20 protein-coding genes are annotated in these 23,307 nt (G+C 63.7%); 13 read left to right on the top strand and 7 right to left on the bottom strand.

Features of this window, described 5'->3' with window-relative positions; translation table 11 throughout:
- Positions 1-3 precede the first annotated feature (3 nt).
- From LZC95_47730 to LZC95_47720, 3 genes are read right to left on the bottom strand one after another with little or no spacing between them, the layout of a single operon-like run.
- A complete protein-coding gene (locus LZC95_47730; GenBank protein WXA94123.1) occupies positions 4-2,598 on the bottom strand; it encodes a DUF3857 and transglutaminase domain-containing protein in 2,595 nt (864 codons plus the stop codon).
- 59 nt (positions 2,599-2,657) lie between these two features.
- Positions 2,658-3,857: a hypothetical protein gene (locus LZC95_47725; GenBank protein WXA94122.1), complete on the bottom strand. Its 1,200-nt coding sequence runs from the start codon at positions 3,855-3,857 to the stop codon at positions 2,658-2,660.
- Complete coding sequence (locus tag LZC95_47720; protein ID WXA94121.1) at positions 3,850-4,542, bottom strand: queuosine precursor transporter; 693 nt, start codon at positions 4,540-4,542, stop codon at positions 3,850-3,852. Before LZC95_47720 ends, LZC95_47725 begins: the two co-directional genes overlap by 8 nt.
- A gap of 116 nt (positions 4,543-4,658) precedes the next feature.
- On the opposite strand from LZC95_47720, the gene LZC95_47715 reads away from it, so the two are divergent.
- Positions 4,659-6,374 carry a hypothetical protein gene (locus LZC95_47715; GenBank protein ID WXA94120.1) on the top strand — a complete coding sequence of 572 codons (1,716 nt, stop codon included), beginning with the start codon at positions 4,659-4,661 and terminating at the stop codon, positions 6,372-6,374.
- On the opposite strand, the gene LZC95_47710 is transcribed toward LZC95_47715, so the two are convergent.
- From LZC95_47710 to LZC95_47700, 3 genes are all read right to left on the bottom strand, one after another.
- Positions 6,358-7,605 (bottom strand): DUF418 domain-containing protein, encoded by a 1,248-nt coding sequence (locus LZC95_47710; protein WXA94119.1) that lies wholly within the window; start codon positions 7,603-7,605, stop codon positions 6,358-6,360. The two genes, LZC95_47715 and LZC95_47710, sit on opposite strands and share 17 nt — an antisense overlap.
- Positions 7,606-7,766: 161 nt before the next feature.
- On the bottom strand, positions 7,767-9,734 hold the full coding sequence (locus LZC95_47705; protein WXA94118.1) for a M57 family metalloprotease: 1,968 nt from the start codon (positions 9,732-9,734) through the stop codon (positions 7,767-7,769).
- Between the two features lie 375 nt (positions 9,735-10,109).
- Positions 10,110-10,574: a YdeI/OmpD-associated family protein gene (locus LZC95_47700; GenBank protein ID WXA94117.1), complete on the bottom strand. Its 465-nt coding sequence runs from the start codon at positions 10,572-10,574 to the stop codon at positions 10,110-10,112.
- A 68-nt stretch (positions 10,575-10,642) separates the two neighbouring features.
- Between LZC95_47700 and LZC95_47695 the strand changes: the two genes are divergently transcribed.
- The 11 genes from LZC95_47695 to LZC95_47645 all read left to right on the top strand — a co-directional run bounded on the left by LZC95_47695 (position 10,643) and on the right by LZC95_47645 (position 21,869).
- The gene (locus LZC95_47695; GenBank protein WXA94116.1) at positions 10,643-11,743 is read left to right on the top strand and encodes a cobalamin-independent methionine synthase II family protein; all 1,101 of its coding nucleotides are present in this window, start codon (positions 10,643-10,645) and stop codon (positions 11,741-11,743) included.
- Between the two features lie 41 nt (positions 11,744-11,784).
- Positions 11,785-13,143 carry a B12-binding domain-containing radical SAM protein gene (locus tag LZC95_47690; protein ID WXA94115.1) on the top strand — a complete coding sequence of 453 codons (1,359 nt, stop codon included), beginning with the start codon at positions 11,785-11,787 and terminating at the stop codon, positions 13,141-13,143.
- Entirely contained in the window at positions 13,101-13,955 is an 855-nt protein-coding gene (locus tag LZC95_47685; protein WXA94114.1) for a class A beta-lactamase-related serine hydrolase, read from the top strand. Before LZC95_47690 ends, LZC95_47685 begins: the two co-directional genes overlap by 43 nt.
- Before the next feature lie 82 nt (positions 13,956-14,037).
- Positions 14,038-16,335 (top strand): hypothetical protein, encoded by a 2,298-nt coding sequence (locus LZC95_47680; GenBank protein WXA94113.1) that lies wholly within the window; start codon positions 14,038-14,040, stop codon positions 16,333-16,335.
- Between the two features lie 53 nt (positions 16,336-16,388).
- A complete protein-coding gene (locus LZC95_47675) occupies positions 16,389-18,068 on the top strand; it encodes a hypothetical protein (protein ID WXA94112.1) in 1,680 nt (559 codons plus the stop codon).
- 31 nt (positions 18,069-18,099) lie between these two features.
- Entirely contained in the window at positions 18,100-18,891 is a 792-nt protein-coding gene (locus LZC95_47670) for a carboxymuconolactone decarboxylase family protein (GenBank protein ID WXA94111.1), read from the top strand.
- Positions 18,892-19,068: 177 nt separating this feature from the next.
- The gene (locus tag LZC95_47665) at positions 19,069-19,461 is read left to right on the top strand and encodes a hypothetical protein (protein WXA94110.1); all 393 of its coding nucleotides are present in this window, start codon (positions 19,069-19,071) and stop codon (positions 19,459-19,461) included.
- A 75-nt stretch (positions 19,462-19,536) separates the two neighbouring features.
- The gene (locus tag LZC95_47660) at positions 19,537-20,115 is read left to right on the top strand and encodes a TetR/AcrR family transcriptional regulator (GenBank protein WXA94109.1); all 579 of its coding nucleotides are present in this window, start codon (positions 19,537-19,539) and stop codon (positions 20,113-20,115) included.
- A gap of 53 nt (positions 20,116-20,168) precedes the next feature.
- Complete coding sequence (locus LZC95_47655; GenBank protein ID WXA94108.1) at positions 20,169-20,561, top strand: nuclear transport factor 2 family protein; 393 nt, start codon at positions 20,169-20,171, stop codon at positions 20,559-20,561.
- Between the two features lie 2 nt (positions 20,562-20,563).
- On the top strand, positions 20,564-20,923 hold the full coding sequence (locus LZC95_47650; protein WXA94107.1) for a GFA family protein: 360 nt from the start codon (positions 20,564-20,566) through the stop codon (positions 20,921-20,923).
- A 16-nt stretch (positions 20,924-20,939) separates the two neighbouring features.
- Positions 20,940-21,869 (top strand): MBL fold metallo-hydrolase, encoded by a 930-nt coding sequence (locus LZC95_47645; protein WXA94106.1) that lies wholly within the window; start codon positions 20,940-20,942, stop codon positions 21,867-21,869.
- Between the two features lie 9 nt (positions 21,870-21,878).
- Here LZC95_47645 and LZC95_47640 read toward each other — a convergent pair whose 3' ends face one another.
- Positions 21,879-22,253: a VOC family protein gene (locus tag LZC95_47640; protein ID WXA94105.1), complete on the bottom strand. Its 375-nt coding sequence runs from the start codon at positions 22,251-22,253 to the stop codon at positions 21,879-21,881.
- A gap of 95 nt (positions 22,254-22,348) precedes the next feature.
- Between LZC95_47640 and LZC95_47635 the strand changes: the two genes are divergently transcribed.
- Positions 22,349-23,299: a hypothetical protein gene (locus LZC95_47635; protein ID WXA94104.1), complete on the top strand. Its 951-nt coding sequence runs from the start codon at positions 22,349-22,351 to the stop codon at positions 23,297-23,299.
- Positions 23,300-23,307 lie beyond the last annotated feature (8 nt).

The raw sequence follows: 23,307 nt of genomic DNA, 5'->3' as shown, positions 1-23,307 counted from the left end.
CCATCATGCCATGGGTGCCGCTGGGAAGTCGCGCCTTCTCAGCCGCGTACGAAGGTCGCTCCCACCCGGCGCGACCCACGCAGGTACAGGATCCAAAGCGCGCTCCACGCTAGGGTGGTAAAAACAGCGCCGGCACTCGTCGTCGCCTGCGCCGGATCGCTCTGCCACGTATGCATCACGACAGCCTCCAGAAGGGCATACGCGATGCTGATGGACAGGTACAGCGTGCAATGGAACGGGAATACGCGCCTCTTCGTGAAGAACAATCCCGCCAGGAGCACCGCATAAATCGTGAGCCCAAATGCCATGATTTGCTCGATGACAATCACGACGGCCAGCCCCGGGCGATACGTCGAGAGTCCCGCGGTGGTGAGTCTTGAGCTCGGATACCGCCCGCACGAAGAGGATGAAGGGCGCGACGGCGACCTGCAAACCGAGGAGGGCCAGCAAACCGCCGACGGGCATCGGCCGAAGTTCGCGCTCGACGTCGAGTTGGCTGCGAGGAGCGGTGGAGCGGTAAACACGGATAGCCCCCGCGATCGTGAGCGCAGTGAAGCCGAACACCACCACGAAGACGCCCCAATTGAAGCCGTCCGCCGGCGGCGTGCGGTACGTGAGGGATCGCGCGATGATCTGCTGAACGCGATCGATCTTCTCCGCGTGCACCTTCGCTTCCCTGGGATCGACCACGTCTGCGAGCGTCGTGAGATCGTATTGGTAATACAGTGCGCGGTTCGCATACGTGGGTTGGAACACGAGCTCCATCGCGCGACTGCGCACCGTTTCCTGGGCGGCCAGATCCGAGGTCAGATCGAACGGAAGCTCGAATTCCGCGAGGTAACGCATGCGAAAGGGATAGGGAACGGCCAATGGCACCTTTCGGTCTTCGGCAGGCCGCACCAACGAACGATCGATGGATCGCGCCACGGCCGTGGCGATGTAGCGCCCTTCGTTCGCCTGCCACGTCCAGTAGTTCGGTATCACGAAATGGGCACTGACGGTAACGACGTTGCGTTCGCGATCGTCGACTTGCTCGAGCGGAGCTCTCTCGGAGATGCCCGGATAATCGGCTTTGTAGAGCTCCAGGTATCCCTTGGCGAGCTGCTCCGCCGTCTGCGTGCGAAGCGAGACCCGCGCGGCATCCGCCAGGACACCCTGGTACCGGCGCTCCGAATCGAGGCGCGCGGGATCGGTCGAACCGGGCGCGGGCACCACGAAGTGATCGCGGACCGACGGAGATGGCTCGATGGGAACCGCATTCGGCACCGACTCGAGCGCGGTGGTCGCGGCGTCCAAAATGAGCGCACGCTCGTAAGGCGCGTCGCGCAGGCGCTCGAGCCCGCCGCCTTGAAGCGCCATCGTGGGATCGATCCAGTAAATGGTCCCATCGGCCTTCTCGACACGAACGATGACGTGATCGAACGCACCCGGGCTCGGAGCCCAGTGATCGAGAACGTGCCCGTGCGTGGTGTTGACCAGCGCCGGGCGTGCTCGAAGTCCCGTGGCTGCAGCCTCCTGCAAAAGCGCCACGAGAAGCGCCGTTTTGTCTTTGCAATCGCCGTATCGCCGTTGGAAAACCACGTCGGGAGGGGCCGGCCTCCGGCGCCCGAGACCGACCTCGATCCCCAAATAGCGCACCTCGTCCTGCACGAAGCGAATCGTTCGCGCCAAAAACTCATCCGGCGAGCCACTTTCCCGCAGGGACTTGGCCACCCAATCGTGCAAGCGGACGCTCGACGGGACTCGAAAAAGCTCGGTGCCCCATACTGCAACTTGGTGCCATGTTTCGTATTCCGATATTTGCACCCACGGATAAACGTCATACCAAGAAGGCACTTGCGTTTCGGCCGCGTGGGACTTCGTCTCCGCCAAGTCCCACACGTACTCGTCGTCACTGCCAATTGCGCGCCGCTGTGCGACGAGTGCTTCGCTGCCCGGAGGCCCGTGCAAGGCCATTGCGATCCGCCTGCCATGCGGCATCACGAGGCGTACGTACAGGCGGTCGATGGGCTCGGGAGAACCCAGCGTCATCACGTCCGCGTAACGACCGTCCAACGTCGGATCGCCCCCGTCCAACGTGTAGGCGTATTCGACGATGTCGCCCACCCGTAGATCGGTCAGAAAGACGATGGCCGAGCTTCGTCCGTCGTACACATGATTGTCTAGACCTTGTTCCCGCTGGATGACTTTGACGGAATCTCGCGTCAGGCGATTGAGCACCTCCGCTCCACGCCGCACCACGATGGAGTGCAAGAGAAGACGTTGGTAGCTGGCGTCGAATTCGATATTGACCTGGGAGTTGCTCTGCAGGCCCGCCTCGTTCGTAATGACTCGCGCCCAGTGCCAATACGACTCCACTGCACGCTCGGAAACGCGAACCTGATGATCGTAAAGCAGATAACGACTGCCGTTTGGCGCAGCCGGTGCAGGTGCCGTGCCATCTTTCTCCAACGGGATGACGGTGCGCCACGACGGTGCGGGACGCAGGGTCCACGACTCCGCCGCGCGCGCATCGCCCGCGAGCAGAAGCAGGAGACCAACGAAGGCCAGCCACGGAACGAGACGAACACCTGAACCGACAATTCGATCGGGGGCCACGATGAGTAGTCCATCGGCCGTTGCCCGTCCGAGGTTGCGTACCTTTTCGATTAGCGACGTTATGAGCCCGCGGCCCGGCGCAGGGACACTTCGATGTCGCTCATCAAGGCGCGCATGCGGAGGGGCTCGTGGTGGGCTTCGGTGTAGAGGAGCGTGAGACGCAGTTGCCCGCGGAGGGTCGTGACGAAGAAGAAGGGCGGTGGCGCGGTGCCGGTGGTGAGGAGCTGCAGATCGACGAAGTCGAGATCGGCTGGCAGCGGGGGGACGGCCAGTCTCCCCAGGTTGGAGACGAGCATCGTCGTGCGGCAGTGGACGTCGATGGGCAACTTGGCGCCCACCAGGAAGAATTTTTCCGGGAAATTCGTCGCGCGCGCTGCGTCCATTTGCTCCTGACATGCGCGCGCCAAATGGACGGCGTCCTCGTCACCGTTCGTGGAAACCCACACCGTCGCGAATCCGACGCATAGGCCCGGCACGTGCGTGGGAAGCGGCGGCTTCAAGCGCGCGCGGAGGTCCACCGGCGAGTCGCACGCGATGGTGTGCGGTGCACCCGCCGGATCGAACCGGGTGCGAAACACCGTCATGAGGACACCGCATACCAGCGAGTGGACCGAAACCCTGCTTGCGCGCGCCACCTCGAACAACGCGCCGCTCGTCGCCACGTCGAGACTCGTCCCCTCGAATCGCGTGGCATCCGGTGCGGGGTCCGGCCGAATCGCCAACATGGCCGCCTTGGGCGCCTTCGCGACGCGGGCCACCAGATCCGCCAACTCCGCCTCGTCGAACCGACCTTGGAGCCGATCCTCCATGGGCACGACCTTTTCGGCAACGACGGCCGGCACGGCCGCATCGGCCGCCGTGTAGAGAGTCCACAGCCTATCGTTCATCGCCACGACGAACCGGGCATCTCCAATCGGATGATCGATGGCCAATACCACCTGGCTCCGCGCACCGTCGGGCAGAAGGCTCACGCGCACCAGCGCCTGCGTGCGCTCCAGCGTCGTGTTGATCTCGGTGTGCAGCGAAACCCGTCGCACGCGGATCTCCGGGGCCCGCGTGCCCTGCTCGGAGAACACGTAGCCATCGCCATCGCGCTCGATCGTCGCGCCGAGCCGAGGATGTTCGCGCAGCAGGACGTGGAGCGCACGCTGGAGCCGATCGCGATCGACGACGCCGCGCACCGTCGTCACCGCGAAGATGGCCTTCACACCATCGTCGATGATGCGCGTTTCACTCGGCGACAAATACCGTTTAGGCATCTTCGGGATCTGCATGCCAATCGCGATCGGCGGAAACGTAAATGAGCGGCAAGCTGAGCGCCGACACGGCGCCCTTCACCGTGAGGTTCACCAAGAAGATGGACCACACCGCGGGCCACGGCAACGTCAGCGGATGGTCCTTTAGAAACGGCAACGCCCCAAAGGCTCCCACGGCAAAGACCACGTTGTCGACCGGAATGGAGGCCGCATTCGAAAGCGCAACCCGCGCCCATTGATGGCGCGTCGTCACCCGGCGAACGAACCAATGGTACACCTCCGTGTCGAGCAACTCGCTCACCACCTCGGCCAGGATGGAGGCGATGGCGATCCGCCACAATGGCCCCAACACCGCCGCAAATTCGTTTCCCAAAGCATAGCTGGGATCGCTCGGCTGACGGGCCACCCATTGCAAATACGCCGCCATGGCCAGATTGACTGCAGCCGCGGTGAGCACCAGCGTGCGTGCCGCATGTCGCCCCAGCGCCTTGTGGACGACATCCCGCAAGGTGAACGTGATGGGATAAATCCACGTCCCCATATCCACGGCCAAGCCGAAGACGGTCCCGATTTTGACGCTGGTGATGTCCGCAATCACCTGCGCCCCGACGTACGCGCCCACGGCCGCGATGCCCACACGCGATACAGAGTTTCCAATCTTTCCAACCGCCACCGCAGGCGCTGTCATCGCGCCGAGCATCGGGTCTGTCGCGCTACGCAGCAAGGGTTACACGAGGCAGAACACACGTTTCAAACAATCGTTTGACTTTGTGGTCCCTGGCCGCCATAGACCAAGGACGCCGCATGGACTCGCGCTTCTTCCGCCGCCTCGGGTGGCATCTTTTCGAGCATCCCCGCTTTCCCTTGGCATGCCTGCTGCTCGCGCTGCTCGTGGCGCTCCCTTCGCTGAGCGTGGGCTTCTTCAGTGACGACTTCATGCATCTCACGTTTCTCGAGAAGCGCGTGGTGTGGAACCCGTCGTGGTGGGACCTTTATCGCTTTACGCCGGACGACCCGAGCCATCTCGAGAAGCTCGTGGCCCAAGGCGTGTACCCGTGGTGGACGCCCAAGGACTTCGCGCTGCACTTCTTTCGGCCCATCACCAGCGCGCTCGTCGCCGCCGACTTCGCGTGGTTCGGGCATCGGCCGCTCGGCTACCACGTGCACACGATCTTCTGGTGGCTCGCCCTCGTCGGGGTGGTTGCCCTCCTCTATCGAGAAGCATTGCCGGGGGCGCTCGGACATCTGGCGCTGCTCCTGTTCGTGCTCGACGACGGCCACGCGCTTCCCATCGCGTGGATTGCATCGCGTCACCTGCTCACGGGCGCGGTGCCTGCGCTGCTCGGTTTGGCCGCGCACGTGCGCTATCGCGAGCGCGGGTTTCGTGCGGGGCGATGGCTCGGACCCTTCGGCCTCGCGATCGGGCTCGCGGCCAGCGAAGCCGCCGCCGGCGTCGCGGCGTATTGGCTCGCCTACGAGTGGCTCGGGCGACGCGAGCGCGGGCGACTTCGGCACAGCCTGCCCCTTGTTGGCGTCCTCGCCGTCTACGCCATCGTGTACCGCGCGCTCGGGTGCGGGGCGCGCGAAAGCGGTGCCTACGTCGATCCGGGTGCGGACACGGCGCGGTACTTGGCCAACGCCGTCGAGCGGCTTCCGATTCTCGCCGCCGATGCCATCCTGGGCGTACCGGCGGATCTTGCAGGCACGCTGCGAAAGGGGCCGATGATCACCGTCGGGCTGCTTGCGCTCGTGGGCCTCGCGGCAGGCACACGCGCCGTGTGGCCACGTCTCGACCAGCGCGCGCGAAGAACGCTGACCTGGCTCGCCGCGGGCAGTGCGATGTCCTCGTTGCTGACGCTGGGTGGGATCCTCGGCTCGCGTCTGCTGCTCATCCCGAGCCTCGGCACCATGGCGCTCATCGCCACAGTGATCCTTCACGGCGTCGGGCGCATCGGCCGGGCAGGCGCAGGTGTGCTCGTCGTCGTCCACGGGCTGCTCGCGCCGCTCGTGCTCGTGAAGGGCATGTTCATGCTGGGCAACATCGCCGAGCGCCTGGAACGCACCGCCGAAACGGCGGAGATCGCGCCCGGGACCGAGCGGGTCGTGGTGCTCGCAGCCGTCGATCCGCTCCTCGGCCTGTATCCGTGGTTCATTCGGAGGGCGAACCACCCGGAGCTCACCGAGAATTGGTTCACCCTTTCCGCCACGCGCGGCACGCATCGCGTGACGCGCACCGGCCCCTCGTCCCTACGCCTCGAGGTGGAGGGAACGACGTTGCTCAAGGGCATTCTCGAGCGCGCGTTTCGACGCCCCGAACGCACCTATGCCGTCGGCGACGTCACCGAGGTCGAGGGCATGCGCATCACCGTTGCCGCGGCGGAGGCGGGTGCGCCCACCGCCCTCGACATCGTGCTCGATGCGCCACTCGAGGATCCGCGCATCGCCCTGCTTGGCTGGCAACACGGTGCGCTTCGCCGGGTGACGCTCGCCCCGGGAGAAACGCTTACGATGGCGCCGTAGCCAGGCGCATGGGCTGCCATCGCCCGTAGGTGAGGCAGCGCCACACCCATTCGAAGGGCCCGAATCGAAAGTGGCGCAACCAATAGGTGCTCACCACGCATTGGAGGGCATAGAACGAAATCCCCATGAGCGCTGGAACGGTGTATCCAACCTGGCCAATGAGCCCCAGGCCATATCCATAAAAGACCGTGGAAAAGACCATGCTCTGGGTCAGGTAATTCGTAAACGCCATGCGCCCCACCGGCGCCAATGCCGCGAAGGCCCTTTGCCCCAAACCGCCTCGGTGAAGGAGCAAGAGAATCCCCGCCGCGTACCCCAGCGCCAAGAGTGGCGCCGAGATCGCGCTCAACGCGGGCCTCCACACGCTATTCGGCGGAAAGAGCGACCGATGGTGAATCTCGTAATGAATCGTTCGGACCACGGGATATACCAGGCCCACCACGATGCCGATGAGCGCCGTCCACCGCAACGCGCGCGCGTGCGCCAGCGGTGTGCGCAAAATACCCGAGCGCCAGACCAGCATGCCCACGAGCATGTTTCGCATCGTGCCGGGCCAATAGAAGATGTACGCCCGCCACATGTACACGACGGCTTCGTGGCATCGATATCGAACGATGTCCAAATAGGTACCGTGCCCATAGATGGGAATGGCATCCTCGTAATGCTTGGCAGAGTCCATCCCATAGGCCGCGTCCCGCAACGCCGGCCAGAACTCGCCCAATACCGGAAAGAGCGTGAGCACCACGATGCCCACCCAGAGCACCCAGGCGCGCCGCTTCATGAACGCGAGGGCGCAGAGGCCCGCGGTCGCATAATCGACCAGGATGTCACCGTTCCAGAGCAGGAACATGTGCAAAAAGCCAAAGAGGGATAAGAAGAACAACCGGCGCGCCAAAAGCCCCATGGCACCGGAACTGCGGGCGCTCGCCCGTTCGTAGAAGATGGTCAAACCGGCGCCGAACAGCATCGAAAAAAGCGTCATCGCTTTGTCCGACAGGAAGACCAGCTCGAAGGTGGAGACCCAATGCTCCAGGCCACTGTCGTAACGCGGGCCGCCGTGGGCAAACAATGGCGTGCGGTAGCAAAAGGCCAGATTGCACATCAGAACGCCGAATAGCGCAGCACCGCGGATCACGTCGATGTCCGCGATGCGCGCCTGGCGCTCGATCGGGGCGCGGGTACGTTCCTCCACGACGGGAAGCTCTGCAGCAACGGACGCGTCCAAACTCATGGTGCAGATCTTCGCAGCAAAGGGCCCCGAAATTTCGCAATGGCTCCAACATGGGTGCCATTGGCGCATTCGGCGTCACGGCGCCTTTCCATCGCGGGTTTCAACGCGCTGCGACGCGACCGAGGGCGCCCCGATCGTGGGGCGCCCTTGGCCATTTCCGGTCAGCGCGCGGTGGCCACCCAAGTGTTGCCGCCGCTGGAACCGTTCATCGGATCGTGGCACCAGATATCGGCCTTGGCGTCGCCGTTGAACAACGCCGTCCCAAACGTCGCACCGCTATGACCGCACCAGCCGGAAAGCCACGTGCCGCCACCGGAGAATCCGCTGCCCGTCGACAACGCCACCCACGTATTGCCCGCGCTGTTGTTCGTCGGATCGTGGCACCAGATATCGTCGCGGTTGTCGCCATTGAAGTCGGCCTGCCCAAATGTCGCGCCGGAGTGGCTGCACCAGCCGCCCATCCACACACCACCGCCACTGAAGCCGGAGCCCGTCGACAAGGCAACCCACGTATTGCCCGCGCTGGTCCCGTTCATGGGATCGTGGCACCAAATATCGGCACGGTTGTCGCCATTGAAGTCGGCTTGCCCGAAGGTCGCACCGGAGTGGCTGCACCAGCCGCCCATCCACACGCCACCGCCCGTGAAGCCGGAGCCCGTCGACAGCGCAACCCACGTATTGCCTGCGCTGGTCCCGTTGATGGGATCGTGGCACCAGATATCGGCACGATTGTCGCCATTGAAATCCGAGGTTCCAAAGGTCGCGCCGCTATGACCGCACCAGCCGCCCATCCACACGCCACCGCCCGTGAAGCCGGAGCCCGTCGACAAGGCAACCCACGTATTGCCTGCGCTGTTGTTCGTCGGATCGTGGCACCAGATATCGGCCCGACCATCGCCGTTGAAATCGGCCTGCCCAAACGTCGCGCCGCTATGGCCGCACCAGCCGCCCATCCACACGCCACCGCCCGTGAAGCCGGAGCCCGTCGACAAGGCAACCCACGTGTTGCCCGCGCTGTTGTTCATCGGATCGTGGCACCAAATATCGTCCCGGCCATCGCCATTGAAGTCCGCGGTCCCAAAGCTTGCACCGGAATGGCCGCACCAACCGCCCATCCACACGCCGCCGCCCGTGAAGGCGCTCCCGTTGGAGAGCGCAACCCAGGTGTTGCCCGCGCTGTTGTTCATCGGATCGTGGCACCAGATATCGTCCCGACCATCGCCGTTGAAATCGGCCTGGCCGAAACTGGCACCGACGTGGCTGCACCAGCCGCTCATCCAAACGCCGCCGCCATTGAAGCCGGTGCCGTAAAGCAAGGCCACGCCTTCGCGATCGCGCGCCGTCAACACCAAGTCGCCCGTTTGGGTCCCGTTGCATTGCGGATAATGCATGACCGAGGCCGAATCGTAGGGCGTGAGTGCGAACCAATTGTTGTCTTCGAAACAACGCCCCGATTCCGGTCGCGTGTGTTCGTGGCGGAAGCCGAGCGTGTGGCCGAGCTCGTGCCGCAAAATGCCCGTGAGTGTCCACGGAGAGGTATTTCCAAATGAGCTCGAATCGATCAACACGTTGCGATTGGCACGGGCGTAGCTCGGAAAGAATGCGCGCGCCAAATAGGGCTGCCCGCTGACCGGGCGCACGTCGAACACCACGTTGGTGTTGCTCGCCGTGCACGCTCCGTCTTGCCCGCTAACGTGTTGAAACGCCACGTACGCGCTGTTCGACCATGCCGCCGTGGCATTGGCCATGGCGGTGACTACGGTGTTGTAGTTCGAGCCAAAGGAGGTGCTCACGCAATAGGAGATGTGGATCTTCTGGTTGTCGTCCCATCGATCGACGGCATTTCCCACGCGATTCACGATCAATGCGCCTTGCCTGACGTACTGCTCGAAGAATGCTTTGAGTTCGTCGCGGTTTTGAAGTGGGGTATCCCCGTCCACGATGTAAATACCCGTCTCGGGCTCGCGGTAAACGGTGGCTTCGAATTCCTCGAAGCTCATCTGCGTATCACGGACTTCTTCCGCCGCCGAACCAGAAGCATCGGTGCCACAGCCCGCACCGCATGCCACGCCGGCCGCGAGAAGCACCAGCGCGGAAGCCAATCGCATGGAACGAAAACGCTGCTTCATGACCAAGGACCTCTCTTTTGTCCCTATTAAGCTGCCGGATCGGCAAGAACGCCGGGCATGGATCGGCTAATGGCATCGCGGGCCGAGCACCCCGAATCACGATGACGAAATCATGCGGATGAAAGCACGAACATGCACGGCCATACGGGGCGCGCTCATGTTCGATGCGTCCGAGCCGTCCGAAAAGCACCCCGGAAGGCGGGCACCTCGGAGCCACCCGTTTGTACGTACCGTTTCAATGCTGCGCAAGGGGCGAATCGATATTTGGAAATTGGCAATAGCCAGCGTCAATCACCACCCTGGCGCGTCCAAATTCGACGCAGCGGCAATGTTGTCCAAGCAACAAACAAGTTGCCCAACCGCCTGCCGGCCGCCTCAGACCTTCGGCCGACGTTTCGGCGGCTGGCTCACGATCGTCTTCACCGCGTTGGCGATGCGGCGTGCGCGCGTCTCGGGCTTCTTCGCTTCCTCGATGGCCTCGACGTGCTCGCGCTGATGCGAATAACTGAGCTCCTGCCAGCGCACCCACGCGTGCGGCTCCGCCTCGAGCGCCTTTACGAAGTCGGCCGGCGGTTCAATCGAACGCGCGTCCGTGTCGAGTTCCAACGTGACCTTCAATGTCTCGCCACCTTCGAGCTTTGCCGCCTCGCGATTGCTCTTGCGCAGAGGAATGCACGGGCCCTCGCCCATCGAGGCAATCGTGCTCCGGTACGTGTAGCCATTGAGGGTGACCTTGACAGGCGCGCGCACCTTGCCGAACACAGGCTTCGGATCGAACGTCACCGGGATGAAACACACCGAACCGTCGCGCACGATTGTCGTCTCGAAGGTCTTCTTCATCGCGCCCCAGAGTACTTCATCCGCGATTGGCAGACGTGCGGGATGGGTGTATCCAATAAAGCCCGCCCATGATCCCCGCCTATCGAGCCGACCACGTCGGAAGCCTTTTGCGGCCGCGCGAGCTCCTTGCTGCACGGTGGCGCGGCGTCCCTGCGGAGGAGCTCTCCGCCATCGAAGATCGTTACGTGCTCCGCCTCCTCGCCCAGCAGCAAATGCTCGGGCTCGATGTCTTCACGGATGGCGAGCTGCGTCGCAGCAACTTCATGAGCAACTTCACCGATGCCGTGGAAGGTCTCGACCTCGATGGGGCAGTGTCGCGCAGGTGGGACGCGTCGAAGCGCGATAGCCGCGTACCCGTGAGCAACGTGACCGGCGTCGTCGTGTCCAAACTGCACCAGCGGCGGGGGCTCACCACCAACGAGTTACCCTTTCTGATCCAGCGCTCGCCCGGCCCCTTCAAGATCACACTTCCGAGCGCCACGCAGTTTCCCGCCATTGCCTACAAGCGCGGGGTTTCCGATGCCGCGTATGCATCGCACTCGGAGCTTCTCTGGGACATCGTGTCCATCGTGAAGGCCGAGGTGGCCGCTCTGGCCCAAGCGGGCGTTCCGTACATTCAAATCGATGCGCCGCGATACAGCTATTACATCGACGAGAAGTGGCGCGGGTGGATGCAGAGCGAGATGGGCGTCGATCCGGAGGCCGCGCTCGACGAAGCCATTGCCGCCGACAATGCCTGCTTGGACGCCGGGCGGCGCGACGGCGTCACCTTGGCGATCCATCTTTGCCGCGGGAACAACCGCAGCCACTGGTATGCCGAGGGCGGATACGACGCCATCGCCGAAAAGCTCTTTTCGAGCTTGAACGCCGATCGATTCCTTCTCGAATACGACGACGAGCGCTCGGGAAGCTTCGACCCCCTTCGTTTCGTGCCGCACGGCAAGTTCGTGGTTCTCGGGCTGGTGACCAGCAAGACCCCCACGCTCGAATCGGTGGAGACCTTGCGCGCACGGGTCGACGAGGCATCGCGCTACGTGCCGCTCGAACACCTCGCGCTCAGCCCGCAGTGTGGTTTCGCCTCCACCATGGAGGGAAATATTCTCACCGAAGAGCAACAATGGGCGAAGCTCGAGCGCGTGGTGCAGACCGCACGCCAGATCTGGGGTTGAGCCCAGCGGGGTTGAGCTAAGTTGGGGGGGCGAGATCGCCCATGCACGTTCACCTGATTGCGCCCTCCAACGAAGATTCCACGTACATCAAGCCTTTGTGGGTGGCGACGTTGGCTGCCCACACGCCGGACGACGTGGAGCTTACATTTCACGACGACGGCCTGGACCCCATCGATCTGGAGAAAGCCCAAGACGTGCCCGATCTGGTGGGCATCAGTGTGAACTCGAAAACCGCGGCACGGGCCTACGCCATTGCCGAGTCGTATCGAAAGCGCGGCTCCAAAGTCGTGCTCGGCGGGATCCACGTCACCGCACTTCCGGACGAGGGCCTCGAGCACGCCGATGCCGTCGTCTCCGGCGAAGCCGAATTTCTCTGGCCCAAAGTCATCGAGGATGCGCGCAAAGGCCGGCTCGGACAAACGCGCTCGTTGCTTTCGCGCCGCGTGTACAAGCACGACGAGTGGCCTGCGCTGGAGAACCTTCCATTGCCCAAGCGCGGTCTCATCAAATCGGTGCGCTACGTGCCCTTCGATGTGGTGCAAACCACCCGGGGCTGCCCATTCCCCTGCGAATTTTGCAGCGTCTCGACGTACAACGGCACCACGTTCCGCTTTCGCCCGGTGCGGGAAGTGATTCGCGAGCTCGAGGATGTCGGCCCGCGCATTCTCTTCGGCGACGACAATGTGATGATCCACACGAAATACAGCCACGAGCTGTTCGAGGCCATGGTGCCGCTCAAAAAGCACTGGGTGGCCCAAGCCTCGCTCGCGGCCTTGCACCGGGTGGAGAACGTGAAAGTCATGGCCCGCGCGGGGTGCCGCGCGCTCTTCATCGGCTTCGAATCGGTGGACGATGGGACCGTGCGCACCGTCGGCAAAAAGCAAAACAAGCCGCGCAAATACCAGGAGATCGTGCGCATGCTGGCCGATCATGGCATTGCCGTGTGGGGCAGCTTCATCTTCGGCCTCGACGACGACAACGGCGATTCCTTCGAGCGCACCGTCGAATTTTGCATCGAGTCCCGGCTGACCATGGCCCTTTTCGCCCTGCTCACACCGTACCCGGGCACCAAGCTTTACAAGCGCCTCAAATCCGAAGGGCGCCTTTTGCGCGATCGCTGGTGGCTCGAACGCGACCACGATACGGGGGCTCCATTCTTCGAGCCGGCGCGCATGTCGCGCGACGAGCTGCGCTCGGGCTGGGTGCGCGCCTGGCGATCGATGTATTCGTATTCCTCGATTCGAAAACGGTACGATTTTGCGCTCGACCATTCGTGGATCCAAAACATCGCGTATTGGCCCATCAATTTGATGATGCACGAATTGGCCGAACGAAAAATCGCCGGAGGGGATCGCGAATGGCGCAAGCACCGCGCGCTCGAATTGCCTTTTGGGCTCTAGCCGCGTTGGCCGCGTTGGCCGCGCTGGGCTGCAGCCCGCACGGATCGCCGAGGGCGGACGTCGCCGTCCAGCACGAAGCCGCGTTCGACGCGGAATTGCGCCATCGCATCGAGCTTGCGGAGACCTATGCCAAAAGCCGCCCGGGCATCGCCGGCATTGTCTTGCGCGATCGCGAGACGGGCGCGGTCTGGCGCACCGCGGACGCGAAGACGCGCATGTGGGCCTGCTCCACGCCGAAGCTCGCCATCGCGGTGGACCTACTCGTGCGCGAGGATCAAGGCACCGTCGCATTGACGGCCGAGGACCGCGCGCACATGCACGACATGCTGCACACGAGCGACAACGCCGCGGCCCATGCCCTATGGAATCGCTACGGCGGCGAAGCGGAATTCGGTGCGCGATTTCCGCGCTATGGCATGACGGACATGACCTTCACCCGCGAGCACCCACACCACTGGGGCTGGATCCGCACCACCGCCGACGATCTGGACCGCCTGGTGAACTTCGTACTCACGCGAATGCCGCCCAAGCACCGCGACTACCTCGTGCGCGAAATGCGCATGGTCGATCCCAACCAGCAATGGGGCGTTTGGGGCGCAGGCGCCGCCGCCCAGCCGGGCAACAAGAACGGCTGGGCCGATGACAACGACGACGGATCCTGGATCACGAACTCCGTGGGTTTCGCCGGTCCACGCGAGCGATTCTCCCTCGCCATCATGAACGACACCAAGGTCGTCCAAGGCGGCTTCGAGGTGGGCCGCACCACCACGACCGAAATCAGCCGCATTCTTTTCGACGGCTATTTTAATTAATTAGCCGTCACCTATTCGGGTGACTGCCCGAATAGCGGCCCGGTTCTTATTCCATCTTCGAGCACTGCCCGAGGAGGGACACATGCGACCGGGTACGCTTCTACCGATTCTCGTCGTGATGTTCGCCGTGGCGTCTGCGTTCTTGGCCTGCGAAAGCAGCGAGCCGGCGCGCCCGCCCGATCCGTCCACCCACGAATCCATCGTGACCTTCGGGCACGGCGTTTTCGTCGGCGCGAACGGCAAATCCATTTCGCCCGATTTGGCGCTGCTGCGCCGCACCCAGGAAGAGTTCATCGACATGCTGCGCCGTGAGGCCGCGGCCATGGGCCACCCCTCGTCCCACGCCACCGAAACCCGTATTGCCGGCGAGGTCGCCGACGAGGTTCTCGCGCGGGCGCGGTTCATCGATTGGCTGAACGAGGACGTGCGCCCCGTGGATCGCATCCGCATCGGCACCGTCAACGAAGCGCTTCGCGCGTATTACATCGAGCACTTCGCCCCTGGCGACGTCGCCGCCAACGAGGCGCGCAAAATGAATCTTCTGACCGCCACGAACTCGGGCGGCGAAAAGTACATTCGCGAATGCATGGCCGCCGGCGTGCCCATTCCTCCGCCGATGTTTTCCAGCGCGTGGACGAACCGCGGTCTCATCGACGACGACTTCCTCGGCACCGGCGGCGCGGAGGTCATGCATTACGAGAGCACCCAGCCCGCGGGCACCTGCTTGGCGCTGCCGCGCTACATGGCGGACAACAAAACGATTTCCCTTCTCGGGATCATCTGCCTCGGCACCGTGAGCAACAAAGCCTGCTTCTGGGACAGCCCTCGGAGCGGCCCGAAGTTCACCCGCGGCGAGGTGATCGACATCAATCGCTTCGTCGGTGGATTCGACCTCAAGGCCAACAACCAGGGCGAGTGCACGGATTGCCACGGGGGCGAAAATCCCTTCGTCGTGCACCCCGAAAAGACGCCCTTCGTCGGATTCTCGGCGTTTGGCACGTCCTGGTACGATCCGCTCGTTCACACGGATTGGCTGCAGAACTCCGCGCCCACCAACTTGCTCGACGCGATTTCATCGCCCGGCCGTTGCGACAGCTGCCATCGCGCGGGCGGGTCCGGGCGGTTTCCGGCGCTTTCGACGCGCATGAGCGGCTATTGCTCGCGCGTCTTCGAAAATGCGGTGAGGTCGCGGCCGTCGCCGGGAACCATGCCCCCGTACGATATGGATCAATCGCAGTTCAAAGCGCACATCGATGCACTTCGCGCGCAGTGCAAAGCACCGCCGTCGACCGGCACCGTGGTCCCCGTCGACACGAAGGATGATCCGTCGCACGTCTCGCCGCCCATCGTCATCGATCCGCTCTACGCGTGCGCCACGCAGGTCGCCGTCCGCGGGGCCATCCTCGATGCGAAGGTGACGCTATCCATCAACGGGGTAGACGTGGGAAGCCTCATCGCCCGCAACCCCGCGCAAGAGGTATTCAATGTTCCGGCATTGTCCGTGGGCGACGAAGTGGTCGCGCGCCAAGAGTCGCTCGGCGTCGTATCCGGGCCGTCGGCCACCGTCAAAGTGCGCGATCACAAAGTCGATTACCCGGCGGGCCTGCCCGCGCCGGTCATCGACCCTGCGCTGATCTACGAATGCGCCGAGATCATCTCCGTGCGCCACGTTCCTGGGGCGCAACTCACCGTCACGGTCAACGGCGGTTCCGCCGTCACCGGCGGAACGAGCACGGATTGGACGGCCATCTGGCCGGGCAAGCGCCCCTTCACCGTGGGGGACGCCTTCGAGGCGAAAATCCAACTATGCAGCGACGTAAGCCCGCTATCGGCGGTCGAAAAAGCCGTCGCGGCGCCGTCCAGCCTCTCCGCACCCACCTTCGATCCGCCCATGACGTTCACCGGCCAGGAGCTGGTGAACCTCTCGTCACTGACCAATGGGACGCACACGAAAATCGACGTCGCCGGTGTGGGCTCCGCCGGGGGCTTCACCACGCCCATATCGTGGTTTCCCAATTACGATATCAAGACACCGCTTGGGCGAAGCCTCATTTCGGGTGACGTCTTGGTGGCGCAGCAGACGTTGTGCAAACCAGGGCCCACCACCAAGACACCGCCGGCAAGTCGGTGCGAAGAGCTACCCGCACCGCGCATCCACCAGCCGATTGCCGGCACGAATTTCGTCGTCGTATGGCAATCGATCCCCGGCGCACGCATCCGCGTCTACGACGCAGGCGGGAACGAACTCGGGGACGGAAGCGGCACCATCATCGTGCTGAGCCGGAACCTCACCGATAGCGACGTCCTCACCGTCGTGCAACAAGTGGGCGACTGCCGCAGCAAAACGGGTTACCGCATCAGCGTCCGCGGCAAAAATTAGCGCCGACGCTGCACGCGGGAAGGTTTTCACCGGGCCTGGGTATCATCGATGGGATGATGCCCTACCGCACGCGCTACGGGCTGGATGACCTCGAGCTCGTGCCCGACCCCGAGCTGCTCGCGCAGCAGCGCCGGCAGCGGCTTCGCCGGCGGCTCACCGGCCTCGGGGTGCTCGTCGGTGTGGGCGGGCTGGTGACGTGTGCTCTCGTGCTTCACGATCGACATGATCGCCGCGTGCGCCTCGAGCAGACATGGCAGGCGTGGGATCGGCTGGCCACGTGCCTGGTGGGGACGCAGGGCACGTTCACGCCGGAGCAGGCGAGCCTCCGTGTGCGCAATGCGCAACTCGCCATTCTCGGCCTCCCCTGGAATCGATGGAGCGAAAGTGAGATTCCGGTATGGCCCGGGCGATGCGGCCCGCTCGCGCATCGCCTCGCGGCAGCCGCACGAAGGCAAGGGAGCACTCCCACACTGGTCGATTCGAGCCAAGCCTTCGCCCATGATCTGTCCGAACCGGACGACGGCACGGCCAACCTCCAGTCGCACGTTCGCGCCCTCTTCGCCGCCGCGGCCGCGATCCCATTGGCCGCAGACCGCGCGCACGACGCCGACGAAGCACCTGCTCCCGCATCGCCCTTGAACGTGACCACACTCCCCAGGGCCGCGCGCATGCGGGGCGAGTGGGTTCCCGTATCCGGTATACGCCCGTCACCGTTTTACGATGGCACGCTGCGCGTCATGGTGGGAGGCCTTCTGCCGGAGCGTGCCGCGTGCGTGCTCGCGCACGACGGGACGGAGATGACGTGCTCGCCCATGCACACACCCAAACGCTCCAACGTCACCTCGGGCCTCGAGGTGTTCTACACATCCGGGCGCGAGACGCACCTGGAGCTGGACCCGGCATGGTGCCTCGGCACGTGGCTCAAGCCCTGTCCATCGGCACTCGAAGATGGCAGTCTGGCGTATATCGGAGACAAGGACGACAGTTTGACGCGTGTCGAAGACGGCTGTCCCTCGAAGAGCCCCTCGCGACGGGTTCGCATTGCGGCGCAGGGAGACTTCGACGATGTCGCGCGCGCCCAAGAAGCGTCGAATGCCCCGCCGAGCCTCGGCCGCTGCCGGGCGAACGGCACCGATGTTCTCGCCGTCGGGAGCAGCTGGGGACATATCTATCTTTCCTTCTTGGGCACACGCGGCTGGTCCCCGCCCGTCTGGTACAATGGATACGTTAGCCAACTTCAATGTGCGGCGGGCGAAGCCATTCTGACCGGTGTGGAGCCTTCGTTCTTCGAACAGCGCGCCCACCCGTTGCCCTTCGTCGACGGGGTGCTCCGAGAGATCCATTGCACGGACGTCGCTTGCACGTCGAAATCGATGCGTCTCGCGGAACGGCCTTATCATTCGAGCGACATTCTTCCAGCCGACCACGATTCCGTGGCCACGGCCTACCTCGATGGAAAGCTGTTGGTCGTGTGGTCCGCCGGCACACGCGGCGGTCTTCGCATGAGGATGGCCCCCATCGAGAGCATCATGTCGGTGCCCGATACCGTTCTTTACGACGACCATGTTCGTGCCGGGAGTTTTCAGGACATCTCCACCCTCCACGGCTTTCGCCTCGTTCCTTTTGCATCGGGGGCGCTCTTATTTCTAGAAACGGTGGAAGGCACTTTCGCGCTCCGAATTGGATCGACGGGAGCGCTGGAACCTCTTCCGTCGAAGATCGTCACGCGGTGACGATTCGCGCGGCTGTAGTAATACGGCCCATATGACCGACGAGCGATTCGAACGAGGGTTGAAGATCTTTCGTAGTCTCAACGCCGAACCGACGGCGAGCCCCGCCGACACCTTGGCGGACCTTGCGCCGGACTTCGGGCGGATGACCTTGTGCGCCTTGGGCGACTTCCTTGGCCGGCCCGGGCTCGACGTGCGCACGCGTGAAATCGCCACCGTGTGCATGCTGTCCGCGCTCGGAAATTGTGAACCTCAGCTACAGCTCCACATCGGCATGGCCTTGCGCGCGGGGGCGGCGCCCAAGGAGATCGTGGAAGCGTGCATGCAGGTCAGCGGATATGCCGGCTACCCGCGTGCGCTCAATGCCCTCGCGGTCGCGCGCCGCGCCTTTCAGGAGCACGGCGTCACCTTGAGCGACGCGCCCCGTGAGGTCGTGCTCGCCTTCGTGAACGCGTTCCAGTCGGGCGACTTGGAACGCGCCCTCGGCCTGCTCGCCGAGGACATCGTGCTGCACGTCCCCGGCGATCGCGCGGTGATCCCCTGGGCGGGCACCTGGCGCGGACGCGACGAGGTGCGCGCGTTCCTCATCGCCGAAAGCTCCGAGGCGCAGCACACCTACTTTCGCCCCGACGAACCGCTCGCCTGCCACGATCGCGTCTTTCTTCCCGGCGCCGAAGGCTTCCGCTTCGTGAACCGCAACTCGTCGTACGAAGGAAAATTCGTCGCCGAGTTCGCCGTCCGCAACGGCGCCATCACCCTTTTCTACATGCACCACGACAGCGCAGGCATTGCCAAAGCCTTCACTCGGGCCTTCCGGCCCTCGTAGGCCTCATCTGCCATCGCGTCCCAGTGTCCGCTCGGTTCACTTCGTAATTCGTATTCTTCCGTCGTGGAAGGAAAACTCCTCAAGGGTCATTTTTTCGGGGTCGCGTTGGCTCGCTTCGCTAAGCTCACGACGGCTGCAGCCCACATGGCCCCGCCGAAAGGCACGGAGGCACATCTCATGAAAGTCGAACGACAAGATCCCATCGTCCTCGTAGACCTCCGCGCAGCACACGATCTGCTCACCGGCGCCAGCGCCCTCGATGCGCCCATCGCCATCCTCGACAGCGCCGTCCTCGAGCTGCCGCGTTTTGGCATGCTCGTACTCGCCAGCAAGGACAAGGGCGCGCCCATCCCCGAGGAAGTGAGCAAACGCTGGAAAGAATGGGTCGAGTCCCGCACCAACGAGATCAAAGGGAAGTGCGCCGGCATCGCCATGGTCACCAGCTCCACGGCGCAGTCGATGGTTTTGCGCCTCGCCGCACCCGTGATCAAACGCATGTTCCACGCGACGACGAAGCCCTTCTCCGACGAAGCGAGCGCCCGGGCGTGGCTCGCGTCTCAATTGGGGTGAGCTTTGGACCAATCGAGGGAGCGCCATTCATTTTAATTTTTGACTCGCAGGTACAGAAATCGTACCTTTCAATCCATGGGCAGGCCCAAGCAGTTCGATCCCGACGCGGCCGTCGCCACTGCGATGGACCTGTTCTGGCGCAAAGGCTATGGCGCCACGACCCCGGCCGATCTCGTCGAGGAGCTCGGGATCGGCAAGGGCAGCTTGTACAACACCTTCGAGAACAAGCGCGCGCTCTTCGAGCAGGCGCTGCGTCGGTACGGGGACGAGCGCGTCGCAGGCTTGATGGCAACCCTCGCGCAGCCAGGCCCCGTGCGCGCAAGGCTGCAGGCAGCGCTCGAGCGGCTTGCCACCCCGGAGCGCGCAAAGCTGCGGCGCCGCGGTTGCCTCGCCGTGAACACGGCCGCGGAATTCGGCGACGAGGACGAGGCGGCGGCAGCCATCGTGCGCGGCATTTTCGAGCGAATGGCGCGCGCGCTCCAGGCCACCATCGAAGAGGGCCAACGCACCGGCGAAATCGACGCGCACCGCAACGCGAAGGACATTGCGAGCCTCATGCTGACGACGATTCTCGGCATGACCGTGCTCGCCAAGGTCTCTCCCAAGCCCGACGCCTTGGTCCGCGCCGTGCGCGCGGCCATGGCCGCATTGTAACGGTTTTTTTTCGTCCATTTTTGACCTCAAGGTAAAGAAAAGAGGACCTCGCCATGCTGCAGGACGATGCAAAACGAGAAGCCAACAAACGAACCGTTCTTGCTTTCTACGAGGCCGGGCTGCGGCAAAAGGATTATGCCACCGCCTCCAAACTCCTCGGCGACCGTTACGTGCAGCACAATCCGCTCATCGCCGATGGGCATGCAGGTTTCGAGGCCTTTCTCGCTTTTCTAAAAGAGAAGTTTCCCAACTTGCGCGCCGACGTCAAACACGTTTTTGCGGAGGGCGACTTCGTCATTGCCCACGTGCACGGGGTGCGCGAACCCGGGCAGCGCGGATCGGCCATTGTCGATATTTTCAAATTGGAAGACGGCAAAATCGTCGAACACTGGGATGTCATGCAGCCCATTCCGGAGGAATCGGCCAACCCCAATGGGATGTTTTGACCATGGGCGCCATCGAAACGCACCGCGGCGGATGCCATTGCGGAAACGTACGCTTCGAAGTGGAAACCGATCTCGCACGGGTCGTGGAGTGCAACTGCTCGCATTGCTCGCGAAAGGGCTTCTTGCTGACCTTCGTGACCGCCGACCGATTCTCGCTTTTGCAGGGGGAGGAGTCGCTCGCCAATTATCGATTCAACCGGCGCGTGGCCGATCATCTCTTTTGCAAACAATGTGGTGTCGAGTCGTTTTGGCGCAGCGTCAAACCCGACGGTACGAAAATGGCTATCGTGAACGTGCGCTGCCTCGACGACGTGCCGCCCGGCTCCTTCACGGTGACGCTGGTCGACGGGAAGAGCCGCTGAGGGCTACGATGGCGCCGTGATCCGAGGAAGAAAGCTGCGGCTCGTTGCCTTGGCCATGGTGCTCGCGCCGCTTGCACTGCTCGCGAGCTCGTTTCTCGCGGCGCCACTTCCCGCACCGGCGCCGCTGCCCGATCCCGTGCCGGCTGCATCACCGCCCGCCGGCATGGCGCTCTTCCAATTGCCCACGGGCGTGACGCATCGAAGTGCGGCTTTTGCGTACCGCGGTGGTTCTTTTCGCGATCCGCGTGATTTCACGATGACCGCGGCCCTGGTCCAACACCCGCGCGGCGATCTGCTCATCGACACCGGCTTCGGCCGCAACATCGATGCGCATTTTCGTGAGATGCCCTTTCTCTTCCGCGCCATCACGTCCTTCGATCGGGGCCGCTCCGCCGCCGAGCAGCTCGAAGCCGCGGGCTACGATCGCACGCGGCTTCGCGGCATTCTGCTGACCCATGCGCACTGGGATCACGTCAGCGGCGTCTCGGACTTTCCCGAGGTACCGGTCCTGGTGACCTCCGAGGAACGCCGCTTCATCGAAGACGGAGGCCGGCTCACCGCCGTGGCCCGCATGGCCGCGCCGCACTACGAGACGTACGCCTTCGACGGCGGCGCCTACCTCGGCTTTCCTCAAAGCCACGATCTCTACGGCGATGGATCCATCGTCGTCGTGCCGGCGCCGGGGCATACGCCGGGCTCGATCATCGCTTTCGTTGCGCTTCCCAACGGACATCGCTACGCCTTCGTCGGCGATCTGGCGTGGCAGCGCGAAGGCATCACCGAGCGCGAAGAACGCCCCTGGCTCGCGCGCACCTTCGCCGACCGCGATCCACCTCGCGTCCGGGAGAACCTTTTGCGCATGGCGGCGATCGCCACGCGCTTTCCCGATCTCACCTTGGTGCCCGCCCACGACGCCCGCGCCTTCGCCGCCCTGCCGACGCTTTAGCGCGCCCAATCACGTTAGCCGCTGCACGATGGCGAGAATATTTCCTTCCGTATCTTTGAACCACGCGGCCTTGGCGCCCCCGGCGGTGCAGATGCCATTGCGCATCCCGGGCATGTCGTACTCTTCGAAGCGCACGCCCTTGGCCTTGAGCTCGTCCACCTCCCGTTCGATGTCCAGAACATCCCAAAAGGCTTGGCTCGCCTGCGATGTTCCCGCGTTCGGCGTCGGGTAGAGAAAACAGGCACTGCCGCCGGCAAACTCGTAGGCGACGCCACCGGAAAGTTCGGCCTTGGGCTTGAAGCCGAGCGTTCCCTCGTAAAAGCGCCGCGCTCGAGCTACGTCCTTGGCCGGGAGATACGCGTACATCGGTGAATTCTGCAACATGGGAACCTCCTCGTTGTTCGCACGAAGGACGAACGAACCGTGCCAACACCGACGATGCGCGCGACGTTTTTAGCGAGCCCGTGACGGATTCACGCATGCGGGCACAACACGCGGGTATGACCCTCCCGATTCGCTTGACCCTCGCTTCCCTCTTCTCGTTGCTCGCGTGGAACGTGGCTGCGTGCGCGGCCGATTCCGACACCGGAAACCGTTCGACGGATGACCCGCTCGCAACCGCCGCCGACGGCGGATGCGATCCCGCGCCCCCAAACGACGCCGGCACCGACGCTGGCGGAGTATGCCGCGGAACGCCATTTCAACAGGCGCTCGTGGTGCCTTTGCCCAGCACGTATACGGTGGCGGGCTACACGTTCGGATACAGGGAATTCGACTTCGCAACGCAACAGGATCCCCGCCGCATTCTCCATCATGCGCACGATGATTTCGTGAATGGGAATCTGCAGATCCAACAAGAGGAGCAAATTTATCACCCCGAGGAGCGCATTCTGTCCGTCGCCGGCTACCAACGCATTTCCAAGATCACGCGCGCCGGACAACCCAGTGAGTACCGCGTACGCCAATCGAGCGATGCGAATCTCATGGACTACACGTACAATCTACCCACGCTCGGGCCCACCTCGGTCATGACCACCGTCGACCGCTGGAATACGCCGGGCACCGGCCGCACCGAGTATTACCTCGTACGCAACGGTGCGGAGATTTATGAAAAAGAAGGGTACAAAACGGTATGGTCCATGGCCGCGAACCTAACGGGTTCCGGCACCAGTGGATGGGAAGGCCTTGCGGCCACCTCCGAAGAATCGACAGGAGGCCTCGTTCTCTTTCTCGGGGGTAAACTCAATACGGGCGGGTACGGCATTTTCGAGCAGCGCTGGCCGAACTCCCTGCCCTCGAGCGCGGGCACGGCGACATTGGTCGTACCCAATACGAACGACATTCCCTTCGGCGTCTCCGACGACGGATGCGAACTGTACGCAAGCCGTAAAAATGGCGCCGCCTTGGAGGTGGTCATCTATCGACGTTGAGCGCGATC

This window comes from Sorangiineae bacterium MSr12523 (assembly GCA_037157775.1).
Lineage (GTDB): Bacteria > Myxococcota_A > Polyangia > Polyangiales > Polyangiaceae > Pendulispora > Pendulispora brunnea.
The sequence above is the reverse complement of the archived record's forward strand: the minus strand, read 5'-3'. Positions and strand labels throughout refer to the sequence as shown.